The sequence below is a fragment of the Roseivirga spongicola genome (genome assembly GCF_034376045.1).
Lineage (GTDB): Bacteria > Bacteroidota > Bacteroidia > Cytophagales > Cyclobacteriaceae > Roseivirga > Roseivirga spongicola.
Genome location: NZ_CP139724.1, coordinates 2,760,508 through 2,778,473 on the forward strand (window position 1 = coordinate 2,760,508; position 17,966 = coordinate 2,778,473).

Annotated in this window: 17 protein-coding genes; 5 read left to right on the plus strand and 12 right to left on the minus strand. The window is 40.6% G+C overall.

The genetic code is table 11. The features are described from left to right. Window positions 1-602: 602 nt before the first annotated feature. Complete coding sequence (locus T7867_RS12290) at window positions 603-1,214, minus strand: MCP four helix bundle domain-containing protein (RefSeq protein ID WP_068224995.1); 612 nt, start codon at window positions 1,212-1,214, stop codon at window positions 603-605. 51 nt (window positions 1,215-1,265) lie between these two features. On the opposite strand from T7867_RS12290, the gene T7867_RS12295 reads away from it, so the two are divergent. Further along, window positions 1,266-1,448: a hypothetical protein gene (locus T7867_RS12295; RefSeq protein ID WP_221406022.1), complete on the plus strand. Its 183-nt coding sequence runs from the start codon at window positions 1,266-1,268 to the stop codon at window positions 1,446-1,448. Here the strand turns inward: T7867_RS12295 and T7867_RS12300 are convergent. The 7 genes from T7867_RS12300 to folE form a co-directional block, all read right to left on the minus strand. Further along, window positions 1,435-2,010, minus strand: a complete 576-nt coding sequence (locus T7867_RS12300) for a hypothetical protein (protein ID WP_068225000.1) — start codon at window positions 2,008-2,010, stop codon at window positions 1,435-1,437. The genes T7867_RS12295 and T7867_RS12300 overlap by 14 nt on opposite strands. A 216-nt stretch (window positions 2,011-2,226) precedes the next feature. Next, window positions 2,227-2,928 (minus strand): endonuclease/exonuclease/phosphatase family protein, encoded by a 702-nt coding sequence (locus T7867_RS12305; protein ID WP_068225002.1) that lies wholly within the window; start codon window positions 2,926-2,928, stop codon window positions 2,227-2,229. Between the two features lie 55 nt (window positions 2,929-2,983). Continuing rightward, window positions 2,984-3,229, minus strand: a complete 246-nt coding sequence (gene yidD, locus T7867_RS12310) for a membrane protein insertion efficiency factor YidD (protein ID WP_068225004.1) — start codon at window positions 3,227-3,229, stop codon at window positions 2,984-2,986. A 106-nt stretch (window positions 3,230-3,335) separates the two neighbouring features. After that, window positions 3,336-4,805 carry a PAS domain-containing sensor histidine kinase gene (locus T7867_RS12315; RefSeq protein ID WP_185101310.1) on the minus strand — a complete coding sequence of 490 codons (1,470 nt, stop codon included), beginning with the start codon at window positions 4,803-4,805 and terminating at the stop codon, window positions 3,336-3,338. A gap of 383 nt (window positions 4,806-5,188) precedes the next feature. Continuing rightward, entirely contained in the window at window positions 5,189-5,710 is a 522-nt protein-coding gene (gene dcd, locus T7867_RS12320) for a dCTP deaminase (RefSeq protein ID WP_068225008.1), read from the minus strand. A 282-nt stretch (window positions 5,711-5,992) separates the two neighbouring features. Then, the gene (cysS, locus tag T7867_RS12325) at window positions 5,993-7,504 is read right to left on the minus strand and encodes a cysteine--tRNA ligase (protein ID WP_068225010.1); all 1,512 of its coding nucleotides are present in this window, start codon (window positions 7,502-7,504) and stop codon (window positions 5,993-5,995) included. Next, window positions 7,501-8,193 (minus strand): GTP cyclohydrolase I FolE, encoded by a 693-nt coding sequence (gene folE / locus T7867_RS12330; RefSeq protein ID WP_068225012.1) that lies wholly within the window; start codon window positions 8,191-8,193, stop codon window positions 7,501-7,503. The genes cysS and folE overlap by 4 nt, the downstream gene beginning before the upstream one ends. A gap of 176 nt (window positions 8,194-8,369) precedes the next feature. Between folE and T7867_RS12335 the strand changes: the two genes are divergently transcribed. Together T7867_RS12335 and T7867_RS12340 are read left to right on the plus strand one after the other, a co-directional pair. Continuing rightward, on the plus strand, window positions 8,370-8,951 hold the full coding sequence (locus tag T7867_RS12335) for a hypothetical protein (protein WP_068225014.1): 582 nt from the start codon (window positions 8,370-8,372) through the stop codon (window positions 8,949-8,951). Window positions 8,952-8,982: 31 nt separating this feature from the next. Beyond that, window positions 8,983-10,353: a cation:proton antiporter domain-containing protein gene (locus tag T7867_RS12340; RefSeq protein WP_084375772.1), complete on the plus strand. Its 1,371-nt coding sequence runs from the start codon at window positions 8,983-8,985 to the stop codon at window positions 10,351-10,353. A 286-nt stretch (window positions 10,354-10,639) separates the two neighbouring features. Here the strand turns inward: T7867_RS12340 and priA are convergent, their stop codons facing one another. The 4 genes from priA to T7867_RS12360 all read right to left on the minus strand — a co-directional run bounded on the left by priA (window position 10,640) and on the right by T7867_RS12360 (window position 16,945). Continuing rightward, the gene (gene priA / locus T7867_RS12345) at window positions 10,640-13,156 is read right to left on the minus strand and encodes a replication restart helicase PriA (RefSeq protein ID WP_322299357.1); all 2,517 of its coding nucleotides are present in this window, start codon (window positions 13,154-13,156) and stop codon (window positions 10,640-10,642) included. Window positions 13,157-13,315: 159 nt separating this feature from the next. Next, window positions 13,316-13,711 (minus strand): endonuclease domain-containing protein, encoded by a 396-nt coding sequence (locus T7867_RS12350; protein ID WP_322299358.1) that lies wholly within the window; start codon window positions 13,709-13,711, stop codon window positions 13,316-13,318. Between the two features lie 213 nt (window positions 13,712-13,924). Then, window positions 13,925-15,973 (minus strand): thioredoxin domain-containing protein, encoded by a 2,049-nt coding sequence (locus T7867_RS12355; RefSeq protein ID WP_322299359.1) that lies wholly within the window; start codon window positions 15,971-15,973, stop codon window positions 13,925-13,927. Further along, window positions 15,974-16,945 (minus strand): GSCFA domain-containing protein, encoded by a 972-nt coding sequence (locus tag T7867_RS12360; protein ID WP_068225021.1) that lies wholly within the window; start codon window positions 16,943-16,945, stop codon window positions 15,974-15,976. It lies immediately after the preceding gene. 233 nt (window positions 16,946-17,178) lie between these two features. Here T7867_RS12360 and T7867_RS12365 point away from each other — a divergent pair, with 233 nt between their 5' ends. Together T7867_RS12365 and T7867_RS12370 are read left to right on the plus strand one after the other, a co-directional pair. Beyond that, the gene (locus T7867_RS12365; protein WP_068225023.1) at window positions 17,179-17,487 is read left to right on the plus strand and encodes an isoamylase early set domain-containing protein; all 309 of its coding nucleotides are present in this window, start codon (window positions 17,179-17,181) and stop codon (window positions 17,485-17,487) included. A 131-nt stretch (window positions 17,488-17,618) separates the two neighbouring features. Continuing rightward, on the plus strand, window positions 17,619-17,933 hold the full coding sequence (locus tag T7867_RS12370; RefSeq protein ID WP_245660274.1) for a group II intron maturase-specific domain-containing protein: 315 nt from the start codon (window positions 17,619-17,621) through the stop codon (window positions 17,931-17,933). Window positions 17,934-17,966: the final 33 nt, after the last annotated feature.

The following is a 17,966-nucleotide window of genomic DNA, read 5'->3' on the forward strand; positions in this document are numbered from 1 at the left end:
CGGAAGCGGGAAGCTAGATGCTTGGAGCTAGAAGCCATAAAAGGAGACTTACCGAGGATACTGATGGATTGCACCTCTTCCAAGAGGTAAGCTTAAACTGAGTATTTACCTTATGCAGTAATCTTTTTTATCCTGAGCGTGGCCGAAGGATCTGCCAAGCTTTCGGTCTATTGAGCCAGAAGCCAGAAGTCGGAAGCTAGAACAGGAAGCCAGAAAGCCTGTTGTTGCGACTGAACCGTTGATCTACCGCCCCTTCAGGGGTTAGGGGTGGAGTGAGCTAGATACTTGGAGCGAGAAGCCATAAGTAGGAACTTACCGAGGATACTGATGGATTGCACCTCTTCCAAGAAGTAAGCATTTACCTGATGCGGTCATCTTTTTCATCCTGAGCGTAGCTGAAGGATCTGCCAAGCTTTCGGCCTATTGAGCCAGAAGTCGGAAGCTCGGGAACTAGAACAGGAAGCCAGAAAGCCAGTTGCTGCGACTGAACCGTTGATCTACTGGCCCTTCAGGGGTTAGGGGTGGAGTGAGCTAGAAACAGCCCAACTGCAAAAGCACTGATGAACTACTGCTCTTTCTGAGGGCAGATGTTAAACACTTTACTAGTTCAGGTTATGTTTCTGGATTTGTGTTTTAGGCTTTAGCGATTTTGAAGATAGAATTAGAGCTTGAATAATTACCGCCAAGCAAATTACTATAGCCATTTCAAATTGAGAGGAAATCTGACTTCCAGAAATAATTCGTTCTGACTTATCCCATAAAGAAGCTCCTTCATCGGTTTGAATATTTGAGAGCGCATTCAGGTGCTCAATGGCTTCCATATTGGTAGCAGTTTTATTCTCAAAAGCAGTGCCTTGGTCAAAATCGTTTAGGGTTTCTTTGAGAGCATTGAAATGCAATTCTTCTTCTTCTGTCAGATAAGTTTGTGCATAAAGCAGCATAAGTTGCTCTCTTTCTTGCTTTAACTCTGTAAGTTCTTCCGAAAGCTGTGGTTGTTCTGCGAGAAGACAATCGTTTTGTTTTTGCAGGTTATCGTAGAGTTTAAAAATATAGCTTTCTACCAATAACCTATCTTGATAAATAGAAGAGATGGACTCTTCAAGCTGTCTGAACCTCTTTCTTTCGGAAATATTGTTGATGACAATTAAGCCCATAATGGCTGCTAGTATGCCTGCAGCAGTAGCTTTTTGTTTAATTCCATAGGTCCATTTCATAACTTCTTTCTTTAAGTATACCGAATGAATAACGCTCTGAGGTCTTATTCATTGAAAAAATCTAAGCAATACAGCTTTTCTAAAAATATCTTAGCTAGTAGAGTGGCAGGCTTACTTTTTGGCAGTGCTCTGCAAGCTCTATTTCTCTCTCTGACTTATATTGGAGCAGAAGTTAGAGAAATAAGACAAGAAAAGCTTGCCAAAATTATTCTATTGCTTCTTATTGGTTGTTAGCGGCTTTATAGAGCTCTATAGCTTTGAGATAATTAAGAGCTCCTGCTTTAGTTTGATCGTAAATGAATCCATCGAGTTCGGGGTGGTTGGCCGCAACCCATTCTATAAGCGCTTGTCTGCGTGCTACCCAAGTTTCATCATCAAAGTATAGGTATTCAATTATTTCAACCTCATAAATCTTATCTTTTTCAAAACTCAATACTTCTTTGGTAATAATGGGGTTGTCCATCAGGAAGTTAATTCTTGGGCCTAGCTTTGAAATTTGGAGTTCAATCTTTTCGCCAGGTAATTCCTGTATTTGTAGAACCTTGTATTCTGGTTGAAAAATGGAGTCCCACTGAAATAGGTTATAGTAATCTGCCTTAGAGAAAGTAGTTTCATAAACTATTTCCTTCATTCGCACACTGTCATAAAATAAGGAGATTATGCTCGGGTAATCGAATTCATTTAATGCCTGAATGTACTCTTCTGCTAAAACCGTTCTATCTACTTCTTTGAGTTTGGGTTGGCAACTTCCTAAAAATAAAGGAAGCAAGCAGGTAGAGAGCAGTAGCTTTTTCATAGACTAAAGCTTGCTGTAAAATGTTGGAAAAGCAATTATAGCCTCTTTTAGTAATTGCTTTTCTTTTATGGATCTATTGTTATATGGCTCTAAAGAAAACCAAAGTGAAGTAGATGTCTATTTCATGTTTTTACCCTAGGCTAGTAGGCTCCAACAGAGTCAAATGCGAAATAAGGTTAAGTTTAGAGATGGTGGCTGTAGAAGAGAACAGTGTTTTTAAAAGCTGAATATTAAAGGCACATGATCACTTATCTTTATCCATTCATCTCGTTTTCCAATTTTGAAATCTTTAAAATTCTGAAACTGTGGACTTACGAGGAAATAGTCTATATGATATGGCTTGTTCTCATTCTTCTGTAGAAAGAAAGTAGGTGTTGTTTCAAAGCCTTGTTGCTCTCCGCTCGAGGAATGATAAACACTTTCAATGCGTTTCTCTTTTAGCATATTTATCACATCTGTGTGATTCCACCACCTATCCCATTGATCCCAGATGGCATTACTATTTAAGTCTCCTGCAATTATGATTTCGTCAAAGTGCACCAAATTGGTATGTAAGTATTTCCAAAACTGTCCTATATAGCCAAAATTTGGAGACTTGTTTCTATGAGTCCAAACTGCCAATAGCTGAAAGCTTTTATTTATGGTACAGGGTAAAAAGTATTTAACGGAGTGGTCTTTATATTGACATGACCAGTCTAGCTTGTCGATTTGAATGGACGGTTTGGCAAAAACACCTAGACCCTTGTTTTTGGAATCTCCTATCCAAAGATGATTATGGCTCCACTCTTGATACTCTTTGTGTTTGCTAAGAGTTGGATTTTCACATTCTTGAATAATGAAGATGTCTGCGTTTAGATATGTTAGCAGGTGGAATTTGTTTCTTAAAGCTCCATTGCAATTCCATGATACGATTTTCATGACATGTATAAATTCAAACTAAGGAATTACATTGAATAGAGTATTTCTGTCTATTCTAAAACCACTTCTGACCATCTCTCTTCGGAACCGGATCATAACCATGGCCACCCCAAGGGTGACAGCGACTAAAACGCCTGATACCTAACCAAGTTCCGCGAATTGGTCCCCACTCTTTAATAGCCTGAACTGTGTAGCTAGAACAAGTAGGAGAGAAGCGGCAATTGGCTCCCAATAATGGCGAAATACCATACTGGTAAACCTTTATTGGAAAGGTAAATATGAGTATCAGTGCTCTTTTCACTCGGGAAGATAAGCTCTCTCTGGTCAGTAGGCAAAAGCTTATGCCGGTAGATTACAGATTGTAGTATATAAACCTTATTCCAGTATGAGTTAATCAGTCAAATGGACTAAGAAAGCGGAATGGTAAAATAGAACGTACTGCCTTTACCTTGCTCGGATTCTACCCATATTTCGCCCTCATGGAGTTCCACTATTTTCTTACAATGTGCAAGCCCAATTCCTGTGCCCGGGTATTCCTCTCTGCTGTGTAATCTTCTAAAAATCTGGAAGATATCTGGTAGGCAGTCTTTGGCCATACCAATGCCATTGTCTTTTACTGTAAAGGTCCAGCAATCTTCATTAAGTTCTGCCGAAACGTGTATTACAGGTTTTTCATTGGGTTTTCTGAACTTAATGGCGTTTGAGATAAGGTTTTGAAAAAGTAGCCTTAGCTCTGTTCTATAGCATTGAACCACTGGCAGTTTGTTAAAAACTATTTCTGCGTTAGCCTCATCTATTGCCACTGCAAGGTCTTTGCAAACCTCTTCCATTATTACCGTACAGTTATGAGTAGATTGAGTTCTATCAGTTCCGAGTTTGCTGTAATCAGACAGGTCGTTGATGAGTTGTTTCATTCTGCCTGCTGCATTGGAGATGATCTCCATTAGCTCTCGCCCTTCTTCATTCAGCGATGCACCATTGCTTTGCATAAAAAGCTGGGTCATGGCACCAATTGTTCTTACAGGTTCCTTAAGGTCGTGGCCGGCAACATAGGCAAACATTTCAAGCTCCTTATTTTTTGCTTGTAACTGCTGGGTGAAAAGTTCAACCCTTTTTTCATCTGCTTTTTGTTTGGTTACATCTTGGCAGGTACCAACCATTTCGGCTACTTCTCCTCGCTCATTTAAGAATACCTTTCCCATAAGATGAACGGTTTTAATTTGTCCTGTTCCAGTTTTTATTCTGTGAAAGAAATCGTAGAACTGTTTGTCTTCAAGTATTTTTTGAGTTCTACCTAATACAAATTGGCTATCTTCTTCATACACATAGCTGAAGTAGGTTTCATAACAGAGTTCCCCGCCTTTTTCGCGTTGAAACATTGCGTAGAGGTTATCAGACCAAGTAATTTTATCGTCAATAACGTTCCATTGCCAATGACCTATTTGGTTGATTTGCTCTCCTAGATTAAGTAATTCGTTTTTTTTGATCAGATCTTCCTCTACCTTCTTTCGCTTAGTATTGTCAATAATGGTCACTGCTAACAAATTAGCGCCATTTCTATTGAATGGAGTTAAGCCTATTTCCATAGGGAATTCTTCCCCATTCTTTTTAACTCCTGTAACTTCAACGCCACTTCCAATAGGAAGTGCATGTGGTCTAGTATAAAATTCTGATCTTTTTTTAGCGTTTAATTTCCTCTGATAGTCTGGGATGAGTATTTGGGCTTTTTGACCCAGTACTTCTTCTTTGGTATATCCGAAGGTTTTTTCAAGCTGATTGTTTGCATAAATGATTACTCCTGAATCATCTATGATGAGCAGGTTGTTGGGTAAGTGATGGAGTACTCCGTCAAATTGATGTCTATCTATTGTGTTCACGCTACGCACTATTGTCTCAAAAAGTAAAGCAGGGTCACCCATGACTAAACACAGATAACCACAGTTAGATGGTTAAATAAACAAAGTCACCGCATGGAGAAATCCATACGCCTTAGTTCAGTCTCGGAGGTGAATAGTGTCAGATTCTAGACAGAATCTGAAAGTAGGTACGTTGAGGCTCAAGTCAAGATAATTTCCTCACAGGTAAATGAAAATCCAATTTTTTCATATAAGCAACCAATACCCAGCCATAAGCATTGATAACCACCAAATGAGTTAAATCAACTTTGACACAATATACAAGATGTATTTAATGAGGCTCTAGGTAAAACCCTTAATTTTATCTAAAAATATTAATAGTACTAGAGAGTATTAGGAAGTAACTATTTCTCGAAATCTTTATATAACATACTGGCCTGAATGCCCGTATTGTTCTGGTATTTGCCGCTTTTATAGGTGTCGTAATCGCCTTCAATGGTATGGTAGAAAATCTGGCAAATGTCTACTCCGGCATAAATGCGTATAGGTTGAACGCAAAAAATCTCCAGTGTCCAGAAACCGTTAAAACCAACATCTCCAAAACCTGCGGTTACGTGAATAAAAAGACCCAAGCGCCCAATTGAGCTACGGCCTTCCAGCATAGGTACAAACTTTGATGTTTCCGTTTTCTCAATGGTTCTACCCAAGTACAGCTTGCCTGTTTCTAGTAAAAGACCTTCTTCAGGAATGATCAGCTTTTCTACCGGGTTTGGAGTTTTCATATCCAATACCGGATTGGTGTACACCATCAGCTCATTGTGAAGCTTAAGGTTGTAGCTGTTCGGGTTTAATTGCGACTCATTGTAAGGCTCAATGTTAATGCCTTTACCTATTTCTCGCTTAATTTCTCTTCCTGAAAGAATCATAAGTCTTATTCAATTTCTTTTTACCGTCATGCCATTTCAAAATCAAAAGCCAATTAGTAAGGTCATTCCCGCGAAGGTGGGAATCTCCTCAAACATGCTCTAAGCTCTATGAGATTCCCAATCGGAGTCGGGAATGACGAATGGCTTTTGATTTTTGCATTAACAATCTATTCAATGAGGCTCCGGATGTTTTTCTTTCAAAGCTTTGTGTGGTTTTGGAAGAAAAATTCCGGAATAACGTCCTATTCTTAGCTTGGTTAAAGATTTGAGATCGCTCTAACCTTAATTTATTGTGTAGGACATTTCGCCCCCTTTTTCGTCCTTTAACTGTATGCCGGCTGCCTTCAAATCGTCTCTGATTTTATCAGATAGAGCATAGTTTTTACTGAATTTTGCCTGCTTTCTTAGCTCGATCAACACCTGCATTACGCTATCTAAAGTTTTACCATCCTGAGCTGCTTCTGCCTCATTTCTAAGGCCTAACACGTCAAAGATGATTCCTTTAAATCGCTCTATTACCTGTTCGAAAACTTCAGGGTCAATTACTGCTAACTCTGAAGGTTGCTGGTAGTAGGTATTTATTTTGGTACTCAGTTCAAATAAATTAGCAATGGCTTTTGCTGTATTGAAGTCATCGCTTAAGTCTTTCATGGCCTTATCTACAATATCGCCCAGCTCTTGGGTTTTGGCTTTATCAATACTTGCTGTACCTGGCTTAGCTAGTTTCTCCAAAAGGTTGACACTCGCCATTAGTCGCTTGTAACCTTTTTCGGCAGCTTGTAGCGCTTCATTCGAGAAGTCCAAAGTGCTGGCATAATGAGACATAAGCATAAAGAAACGCACCGTCATTGCTGAGTATCCTCTTTCCAAAAGCTTATGGTCACCTGTTAGTAATTGCTCTGGAGTAAAGCCATTACCCTCAGACTTGGCCATTTTTCGGCCATTTACTGTAAGCATGTTTCCGTGAATCCAGTAGTTGGCTCCACCTTTATGGCAGCAGCCTTTGTTTTGAGCAATTTCAGCTTCGTGATGTGGGAACTTCAAGTCCATTCCTCCACCGTGAATGTCGAAGGTTTCACCTAGGTATTTGGTGCTCATTACAGAGCATTCCAAATGCCATCCCGGAAAGCCTTCTCCCCACGGAGATGGCCAACGCATAAGGTGGCCGCCCTCTGCCTTCTTCCAAAGAGCAAAATCTAAAGGATCGTTTTTCTGATCTTGACCAGAAAGTGCTCGAGTGTTGGAAAGCATTTCATCAATATTTCTTCCACTCAACTCTCCGTATTCATGGTCTTGGCCAAACCTCCTTACATCGAAATAAACGTTTCCGTCTTTTTCGTAGGCATAGCCGTTATCTATAATCTTCTGAACAAACTCAATTTGCTCAACTATATGACCTGTAGCGGTTGGCTCAATAGAAGGAGGGATGTTGTTGAAGAGTTGCATAACATCGTGAAAGCCATTGGTGTATTTTTGAACCACTTCCATTGGTTCAAGTTCTTCCAAACGTGCCTTCTTGGCTATTTTATCTTCCCCTTCATCCGCATCGCCCACTAAATGGCCAACGTCAGTGATGTTTCTTACATATCGAACCTTGTACCCGAGAAATTTTAAGTATCTAAAAATGATATCGAAAGAAACGAAGGTGCGCACATTGCCTAAGTGCACATCGCTATAAACAGTTGGGCCACAGACGTACATGCCCACGCGGCCTTCGTGTATTGGTTTGAATACTTGCTTTTCTTTCTCTAATGAATTGTAAATGCTTATCGGATACTGTTCGTATAGGCTCATTTCAACTTGTCGTTGATGTAGGTCAAAAATTCTTTTTTGGTAGCTTCTTCTTGGAATTTGCCGCTGTATTCAACAGTAACGGTAGAAGAATGCTGATCGGATACACCTCTTGAGCTAATACACATATGTTCGGCATCTACATAAACAGCCACATCTTCCGTATTAAGCGCTTCTTTCAGTTCGTTCAACACTTGTAGTGCAAGTCTCTCTTGAACTTGTGGCCTACGCGCATAGTAGTCTACAATTCTATTGATTTTAGAAAGGCCAATTACATTACCGTTTGGTATGTAGGCAACGTGCGCTCTTCCAACAATTGGTAAAAAGTGATGCTCGCAGTTAGAGTAAACTGTGATGTTCTTTTCTACCAACATTTGGTTGTAGTTGTACTTGTTTTCGAAGGTAGACATAGATGGCTTATTGGCCGGATCTAACCCTTTGAATAAGTCTTTGATGTAGAGTTTGGCTACCCTTTTTGGTGTACCTTTTAGACTGTCGTCTGTTAAGTCTAGGCCAAGGGTATGCATTATCTTTTCGAAGTAACCCTGAATTTTCTCGATCTTCTCCTCGTCACTTAGCTCAAATGCATCTTCTCTCATCGGAGTGGCTATAGAAGTCATGATATGGTTATCACCAATCTCATCTACCTCTTTCAATAATTCGTCAGAAACTTTTGTTGACTTATCTTCCATTACTCAATTTTTGAATGCCGAACCTTTCATGCCTCAGGGGCGTAAAAAGTTGGGCAAAAGTACGATTAATTCCTATGCAATTAAAATCAGATAATGATAACTCTAGTTGAATGAAAATGATTCGATTTTAGGAAGCCTTTCGGTAATTTTTTTGTGCTAATCTGTATTTTAGAAAGATGGGATTGTTTGGTGAAAGGTTGCTGGCTTATGCTTACAGGCTAAAGGAGAGGAGAGGCTTCTTCCTAAGTGATGTTAAGCGACTAGCATGTTTTGCCAATAACCCTAGGAATCAAGAGGTTGAGGCGGTTAAGCTAAAGCTGAGTGTGCTCAACCATAAGCAAATAAATGATTTGGCTTGTCAGCAAGAAATGACGAACCACATTATTACACAGAATATAGACGAAGATTTAGATGGTAATGCTTTAACGGCTGTGACTAAATTGGCAAAATTTCAGTTTAAGGGGAATGAGTATCATTTATTAGCCTTTGCTTCAGCATATTGTAACTCGCATAAACCCAGTGTTTTTCCAATTTACGATGTAAAACATTTGGGCCTTATGAAACAATATATGAGCCATTATGCTTTATTGGGGAGCGAAGAATCTTTAGAAGATTACTCCGTTTTTAAACGTGGTCTCGATCATTTTATGAATCATTACCGTTTAGATGAACTTTTGAATTATTATGAGGTAAAGAAGCTTAGCTGGCTATATTTGGATAAGCTATTGGCCGAAGAGGCCTGCGAATTGAATCAATAATACCTCTTTTTTTAACCATTAACCGACCTGAATGAACGCGTATAATCTTATCATTGTACTCGCTTGCGTCATTATCGCATCGCACATTTTTAATTATATATCTAAGAGAACTAACATTCCGAGTGTTATTCTTTTGATTCTGCTGGGTATTGGTGGTAAGTACGCAATGGACTACTACAACTTTAACCAAGACGGACTCATTTTTGGGACCTTGGAGGTACTAGGGATTGTAGGGTTGATTATGATTGTTTTAGAGGCAGCCATAGATCTAAAGCTGAGTAGAGAGAAGTGGCCAATTATTTGGAAGTCGTTTACGGTTGCGCTGATTTCTTTGATTGTCTGTGCCTTTGGTATTTCGTTGATTATCAATCAGGTATTTAAAGAAGATCCCATCATTTCTCTGGTTTATGCGGTTCCACTTTCTATAATGAGTAGTGCCATTGTAATCCCTTCTGTAAGTCGGTTGGCAAAGGATAAGAAGGAATTTATGATCTACGAGAGTACGTTCTCAGATATTCTAGGCATTATGTTCTTCTATTTCTTGGTAGAAAATGTAGGTGTTGAAAGTGCTAATCAGGTCATTTACAGTGTAGTGGGTAATATCATTATTACCATCGTAATCTCGGTTGTGGTTAGCTATGCCTTGGTTTTGCTTTTCCAAAGATTGGAAGGAGATGTAAAACTGTTTATGCTGATTGCAGTACTGATTTTGCTCTATGCTATTGGTAAGCAATTGCACTTGTCTTCTTTGGTAATCATTCTCGTTTTTGGTTTGCTGTTGAATAATAATAACCTCTTCTTTATTGGCAAATTGAAGGAGTTTATAAACGAAAAAACCATCAACTCAATACTTAAAGATTTGCACCTAGTTACACGGGAGTCTGCATTTGTTGTGCGAACTTTTTTCTTTGTGGTTTTTGGTACTACAATCGACTTAAGGGCTTTGCTCGACCTTGAAATATTTGCTGTAGGCTTAGGGATAGTGGTGTTCTTCTTTATCGTAAGGTTTGTTTTCTTAAAGCTGTTTTTCCTTAAGAAATCTATATTTCCTGAGTTTTTTATTACACCAAGAGGATTGATTACTGTACTCTTATTCTTCTCAATTCCTGAAGAACTGACTTCGCTTACTTTCAATTCCGACATTATTTTGATAACCATTATTGTCACCAGTTTGGTAATGACTTGGGGACTGATCAAGTTCGGAAAAGAAGGCTTAGAAGAAGGTGCCCCAGCTCCATTAGAAGATACTGGACTGTCTTACTTTTTGCAGCGTATGAGCAGTAATACCTCTGGCACTAAAGATGTGGTGCTGGCAGAACAAGTAGAAGAGGCGGTAGAGGAGATTGAGAAGGAAAATGCTGAAGAGGATTCTGAGTCTAAAGAAGAGAAGGATAAAGAGTAGTTTGTTCTGGTTCTTCATTGCGAGAAACAAACTTCGCCTCCCGAGGCCCCGATACTTCGGGGCGGGAGTGAAAGTCTGTGCCGAAGGTCTGATTAGCGTACTTCCAAACAGGTAGATTACTTCGTCACAATTAATTGCCTCGCATTAATTCTTCCTCGTAATGACGGGGCAGATGATCATTCGATTTGTTCTAGGCTTTTCAATTCATGCGAACTTTCAATATACCGATTATTGTAAGACTACATAATGGCTTTTCTCCTCGTAATGACGGGCCGAGAGAGATTGTCTAATGAGGGTCAACATCTACAACCACTTCAACGGATTTGAGTTCTTTTACTTTGAGTAACTCCAGCTGAGCATTTCGAATCAGGTCTTTTACGGCTTCCATCTTATATTTCTTTTCAATCTTTAAGAAGATGTCCATCAAGAATTTATCTCTGATTTTGTTGATTAGCGGCTCTTGAGGGCCTAGCACTCTGCTGGCTCCCATGTCTTCTTTGAGAATGTTGGCCAATCTTTGAGCTGCTTCATTGGTGAGTTTTTTGTCTTTGCTTCGAAGCGTCAAATGAATCATTCTAGTGAAAGGAGGGTAGTGATACTTTTTCCTTTCCATCATTTCTCGTTGATAAAAAGTATGGTAATCACCAGTTCTGATGAGTTCGATAATGCCCTGCTCAGGGTTCCTACTTTGAATAATTACCCTGCCTTCAGTATCTCTTCTTCCAGCTCTACCACTTACTTGGGTAACCATTTGAAAGGCTCTTTCATAAGCTCTAAAATCAGGGAAGTAAAGCATTCTGTCAATGTCGAACACACCTACCAAACTTACCTTGTCGAAGTCTAGTCCCTTAGAAACCATTTGAGTTCCTACTAGAATATCAATTTCACCTTTCTCAAAATCGTGTATTATGTTCTGATAGGCGTATTTGGCTCGGGTGGTTTCTAAGTCCATTCTTTGCACCCGTGCCTTCGGAAAGAGCAGCTTAATATCTTCTTCAATGCGTTCTGTACCAATACCAACGGTATGCACCTTTGTGCTGCCACAAGCGGGGCAGACCAACGGAACAGCATCTTTATGGCCACAGTAATGGCAGTTGAGCTGGTTTTTATATTGATGGTAGGTGAGGCTAACCGAGCAGCGAGGGCACTCAGGAATATGACCACAATCTTCGCATGTGAGATAGTTAGAAAAACCTCTTCGGTTTTGGAAAATGATGGCTTGCTCTTTTTTCTCTAGAATCTGTCCGATGGCTTCAATAAGCACAGAAGTGAACTCGCCAACGCTGGTTTTTCGCTTCTTTTCCTCCGTTAGGTTGGCCAGATTAATAACTGGTAAACTAGCATCGTTGTATCGCTGAAATAGCTCAACTAAACCGTACTTTTCTTGCTTGGCGTTAGTGTAAGATTCCAACGATGGCGTAGCAGAGCCTAAAACTGTTTTTGCACCATGCAAATGTGCCAAATAGAGTGCAACATCTCTCGCATGGTATCTCGGTGCCGGATCATACTGTTTATAGCTGGTTTCGTGCTCCTCGTCTACTATTACTAGCCCTAGGCTACCAAAGGGAAGGAAAATGCTGCTTCGAACCCCCACAATAAAGTCGAATCGACCTTCCATTAGTCCGTACCAAACTTCAACCCTTTCGTTGTCTGAGAATTTAGAATGGTAAACACCCATTCTGTCGCCAAAAACTTTTCTGAGCCTGTTGACTATCTGAGCAGTAAGGGCAATTTCAGGCAGAAGATAGAGCACTTGCTGACCGCTTTCTAATGCCTGCTGAATTAGACTGATATAAATTTCGGTTTTACCACTACCTGTAATGCCATGGAGTAAAACGGTAGACTTATTGGTAAAGTAATCGAAGATTTCTTGCTGAGCATTTTGCTGAATATCGCTAAGCTCTATTTCAGTAGTTTCTGCCGGGCCTTCATCTCCAAAGCGAGAAACAATCTCTTCAAACTCAATAAGGATTTCATTCTTTACCATCGTTTTGATGGATGAAGCTGAAAGACCAGCTTCAGTAAATGCCGATTTAGGAATACCTGATGAGTTCAATTCCGGGTTTTGAAACACAGGGACTTCTCTCAAGTAAAGCAACAGTATGTCCGACTGCTTTGGCTTTTTCTCCAACTCTTGAAAGAGCTCATCTAACAAACCTTCATCTGCTAAGTAATCACCATGAAGCCGTATTTTCTTTACTTTCTTCGGCTTGTAACGCTCTTTTACTTCTTCATAAATGATCACCAATTCTTTCTGAACCAGTGATTTGATATAGCGGTAAGCACTTTTGAGTTCTAAGATGTCGGCTGCGTCTCTGTAGCTTAATGAGTCTTTTTTCTCTAATGTTGAAAGAAGAATTACTTCCTTATCATCTAACGTAAGGTCTGTATCATTCCAGTCGTAATGCGGATGAAGCTGAATTTTTGATTCGCTACTCAACTTAAGTCCTGAAGGAAAGGCTGCATTTACCACTTCGCCATAAGTACAGAGGTAGTAGTTGCTCATCCACTTCATCATGTTTACCTGCTGAGGAGTAACAACCGGTTCCGCATCCAGCACATCTAAGATAGGTTTAGCTGTGTAGACTTTAGGCGCTTCTTGGTGGATCGAATCAACAAGCCCAGTTACCACTTTCTGTCTACCAAACGAGACGATTACTCTGATGCCTGGCTTTACTAACTCCAGAAATTCAGTGGGGATTCTGTAAGTGAAAAACTGCGGAATGGGTAGTGGCAGAGCTACATTAGCAAAGTAAGTGGCTGCTTCTTCTGGAGCGTCAATATTGAATTGGAGTGATGACAAACGACTGCTTTCTATGAAAGTTTGAAGTTATTAATTAAAGGCTTTCTAGTGATAGAAGAAGTGGAGAATGTTTTGGCGACCCCTAAATCCTCTAAAGGGGACTTTGCTTCATCATTTTGACAAGCTTCATCGCTCACCCTTTAGGGTCGGGGTAAAAACTTATTCTGATGAAATGTGCCATAATAGATTTAAACATAGGTTGCTAATTTCAGTTATTACCTTCTCAATATTCTGTTCTACTTCTTGATTCGAAAACCTTATCACCGAAATTCCAAAATCATGTAATTCATGAGATCTACCAGCGTCATATTCTGCTTGATCTTTTTCCATATGATTTTTTCCATCGACCTCAATTACCAGTTTTAATTTATGACAATAGAAATCTACAATGTAAATGGCAATGGGATGTTGAGCCTTAAAACGAAGACCATAAATTTGGTTTGATTTAATCTTTTCCCATAGGAGCTTTTCATGATGAGTCATGTTTTCTCTTAGCCGCTTTGCTTGCTCAAAGAGAGTTGGTGAAGCACCATAAAACATTTTTCGTTCCGTCATTGAATGTATGTGTTCGAGGATTGAATTTAAGAGTTTACTCCTAAATCCCCTGTATGGCTTTTTACTTCATCATTTTGACAAGCTTTATCGCTCACCTTCCCGAATTCTCGGGAAGGGCTGGGGTAGAATTTGCATTGTTTTCGATTTTATCTCGAAACTGTTCTCCATGAGTTCGTGGGAGATACAGCACCTACTTTCCCTGCTTCTCAAGTGCTATTGGGGTGAACCCATTGAAAACTCCATTTGCTCAAAAACCTCTTTTGAACTATGCACAGGTAATTGACAGGCCTTGTTGTAGCAAACGAAATAGGTCGGTTGATTATTGATCATTTCTCGTCCCTGGAGAAGTTCTAGCTCTGAAGACTGGCTGCTCACTTTTCCAGCGATAACCTTGTTAGGGAAATAGGCTTCGCTCAGCAATTGACTTGCTTTGGTGTTGTTGTCAATGGCCACGACTTCCGCAGTCGGGTAGGTGTTTAAGGCATATAACGAAGCCCAGTTGGCTAAGTCTTGCGGAGCAAGCATTAGCATTCTGTTCACTTTGTCCACCATGTCTTTCGAGGCCTCAACGTATTCGTCATGACTCAACAACAGCCCTAAAGTTTTGAGGTTACTGGCCATCATAGAATTGGAAGAAGGAATCACGTTGTCGAACAGCTCTTTTTTTCGAGCTATCAGGGCTTCTGACTGATTTGAAGTGAAGAAGAATAGTCCTTCTTGCTCATCGTAAAACTCTTGTAGAGTTACCTTCATCAGTTCATTGGCGAGGAAAAGCCAGTTCTCATCAAACGTAATTTGATAAAGCTTAAGGTAGCCTTCTATTACGGCAGCGTAGTCTTCCAAATAACCATCAATGCTAGGCTTTCCGCCCTTGAAATTCCTGTACAGGTGATGGTCTTTCATCATATGGTTTTTGATGAATTCGGCATTGGCTAGTGCTAGACTCAGAAATTTTTCTTCTCCAAAAGTAGCATAAGCATCACACAAGCCAGAAAGCATAAGCCCGTTCCAACCACTGAGGATTTTATCATCAAGTCCTGGTCTGATTCTGCTACTTCTGGCATTGAGCAGCTTCATGTTGCAAATCCTGACAATGTCTTTTAGCTCGTCTACTTCCAAATCATTGGCTTCGGCAAACGCCTCATCTGATCCAGAACGGAAAGGAATATTCTTTCCAGGTTCCAAGTTGCCTGCGGTGATGTTATAGAAGTCTAGCATCATTTCAGCATCTGGCCCTAAAAGGTCGTAGAATTCTTGAACGGTCCAGAGGTAGAACTTACCTTCTTCGCCTTCACTATCGGCATCTAGCGCGGAGTAGAAACCACCTTCTTCGGAAGTCATTTCTCTTTCCAGCCAGTCGATGGTCTGGTAAACGGTTTCCTTGTAAAGCGCCTTTTTAGTGGCTTGATAAGCGTGGGCATAAAGGCTCACCAGCTGACCATTATCATAGAGCATTTTCTCGAAGTGTGGAACAAACCAATCCATATCGGTAGAATAGCGGGTGAAGCCGCCACCCACCTGATCGTAAATGCCGCCCAATGCCATGTGGTCTAAAGTTCGTTCTACATGAGCCAAAGCTTCATTATTCTCATTGATGTGATACTCCTTCAGCAGAAACTCATAAATAACAGGCATGGGAAATTTGGGCGCTCGGTTGTTTCCGCCTTGTTGTAAGTCGAAGTTTTCAGCAAACTTCAAATACATTTCATGCACCGCGGTTTTCTTAAAGTCGTTGCCTTGGCCAATAAGTCCGTATTTCTCAACTTCACTTCTGCCTAGGGTATTCATAAAGCCTTCTGCCGATTTTTCCAGTTCGTCATGCTGCTCGTTGAATGCTCTGTTCACTTGCATACAAAGCTGCGCCCAGCCTTTCGGTGGAAAGTAAGTTCCTCCGTAAAAAGGTCGCTGATCGGGGAGTAGAAAAACATTCAGCGGCCAACCGCCCTGCAAACCCATGGCATGCACTGCATCCATATAAACCTGATCTACATCGGGGCGCTCTTCTCTATCCACCTTAATGCAGACAAAATGCTCGTTCATAATGGCGGCAATGTCTTCGTTTTCGAAACTCTCACGCTCCATCACATGGCACCAATGGCAAGCCGAATAGCCAATACTGACAATGATTGGCTTGTTTTCCTGCTTCGCTTTTGCTAGTGCTTCTTCGCCCCAAGGAAACCAATCTACAGGGTTGTGCGCATGCTGAAGCAGGTAAGGTGAGGAGGCTTCGGTAAGTCGGTTGGAGTGTTTCTGGTTGGCCATTTACTTCAATTGCTTGTTAAGGTTTTCAATTTCTTTGTCTAGAGGTAGCTCTTTACCCAGCTGTTTCAGTTGATCGAGTGTTTTGCTTAAGAATTTTTGGTGTCCGCCAGATTTTGGGTTGAATGGCTTATGGTTAAGCGCCATCCGCAGCTTATTCCATTTTTCTAAAGTTGCCTGATCTTTTTTGGCTAAATAGGTTTGAACGAATTGCTCCCAGATGTAGTCTATGGCTTGCTCGTTGGGATGAATGAGGTCCTTCTCATAGAATCGGTAATCTCTGAGGTCGTCCATCATTATCTCATAGGCGGGAAAATAATGAACATCTGGCGCCATGTCATCCATGTAATAAGCCGCTGACCTTAAAACTGATTTGCTCACTGAATTCAGCTTTAAGGTATCACGCGTATGTCTTACAGGGCTCACGGTAAAGATAAACTGTACTTCTGGATTGAATTGATTGATGACTTCTTTGAGTGCAAAAAAGGCTGGGACAATCTCTTCAACCGAAAGTAGCCTTCTGGTAAATTCTTTCTGTGGTGTTTTGTGGCAGTTGGCCACTAGCATATGTGTTTTGTTTTGCTCATAAACCCAAGCCGTGCCCAGTGTAATGAAAATGAAGTTGGCTTCTTTTAGCTGCTGAGCCACTTTGGTGAGCGCTTCTTCCATTCGCTTGTGGAGGGTGTCTTTAGTTTTTGCTCTAAAGGAAGAATGGAATTTATAATTGAAGTAGTATCCATCGCGCTTTAGAACGGCCGCGTCTAATATTTCTGAACGCTCTAAGGAAAGCTCCATTAGCTCAAGAATTGATAATGGATTAAAAATAGTGCCGTAGGGATTGACCTCCGATTGAAATTTGGCTTCCGTAAGTCTTTGGCCAATGCTGTCTGAAAAGCATGAGCCTAAGGTCAAGATCTTCGACTGATAATCAATTTTAATAGAACTGTCTTGTGGTTCAATTTCGGTTCTGAACATGCGCAAAGATAAAGTTTAAAAGTGGCCTTCCCTTCTAAAAGCAATGCAAGGAAATAAGGTTCAGATTACTAAACCTTCGATTCAGCTAAAAACAAACGTTTGATATTTGAAACTGATTGAAAAAGAGTGACTTACTATGGTGGGAAGTATGCAAACGTTTCACTACTTTTTTTGCCTTGGTGCTTGTTGCGTGCTGTATTTGTGCGAAGATTTGTATTAGTAAACGCAAGGAAATGAGCATTAAAAAGCAAATCCTGAAAACTAAGCCGCAAGCGAATGTAACTTTTCAGTTACCTGCAGAGGCGGCAGAAGGAGCAGAGAAAGTGACAGTGGTTGGTGAATTCAACGACTGGGATACTACTGCAACAGAAATGAAGAAATTAAAAAGCGGTGACTTTAAGGCTACCGTTAAACTTGCTACTGGCAAAGAATATCAGTTTAGGTATTTGATCGATGGTCAGAAGTGGGAGAATGATTGGGATGCAGACAAGTATGTTCCTAATCAATTGACCTTTGAAGATAACTCGGTAGTAGAGTTATAGAAAGATATTTAGGACTTTCCATAGGTGAGTTCTCGTTTGAGACGGGCGGTTATTGGAAACAATACCGCCTTTTTTTATGCTCTAGTTTTTTGGCGGTGATGATGGCTTGTTGGGGATGATACCAAGCGGTAGTGAGTAAAAGCAGTTGGGATAATCTAAAACGCAAGCTCAAGCGAATCACCAAGAAAACGCTGCCATACAGTTTTGCAGAACGTACAGAGCGGCTCAAAGAAGTAGCTAGGAGTTGGATAAATAACTTCCGATTGGGGACTGCATACACCAAACTCAAGAAGCTGGATGAGTGGCTACGTAACCTACTGTGCTACGTATATGGTCCCGAGGCATCGGGAGGCGCACCGTGGGCTTATGGCTCACGGCCGTCTTTTTCGTTTTTACTTTGTCTGTTCGTCCGTGCGTTGGCTCAGACACTTATTGACAAGCTTTGACTGGTGCGTTTGGCTTGAGCGGCTTGACAATGT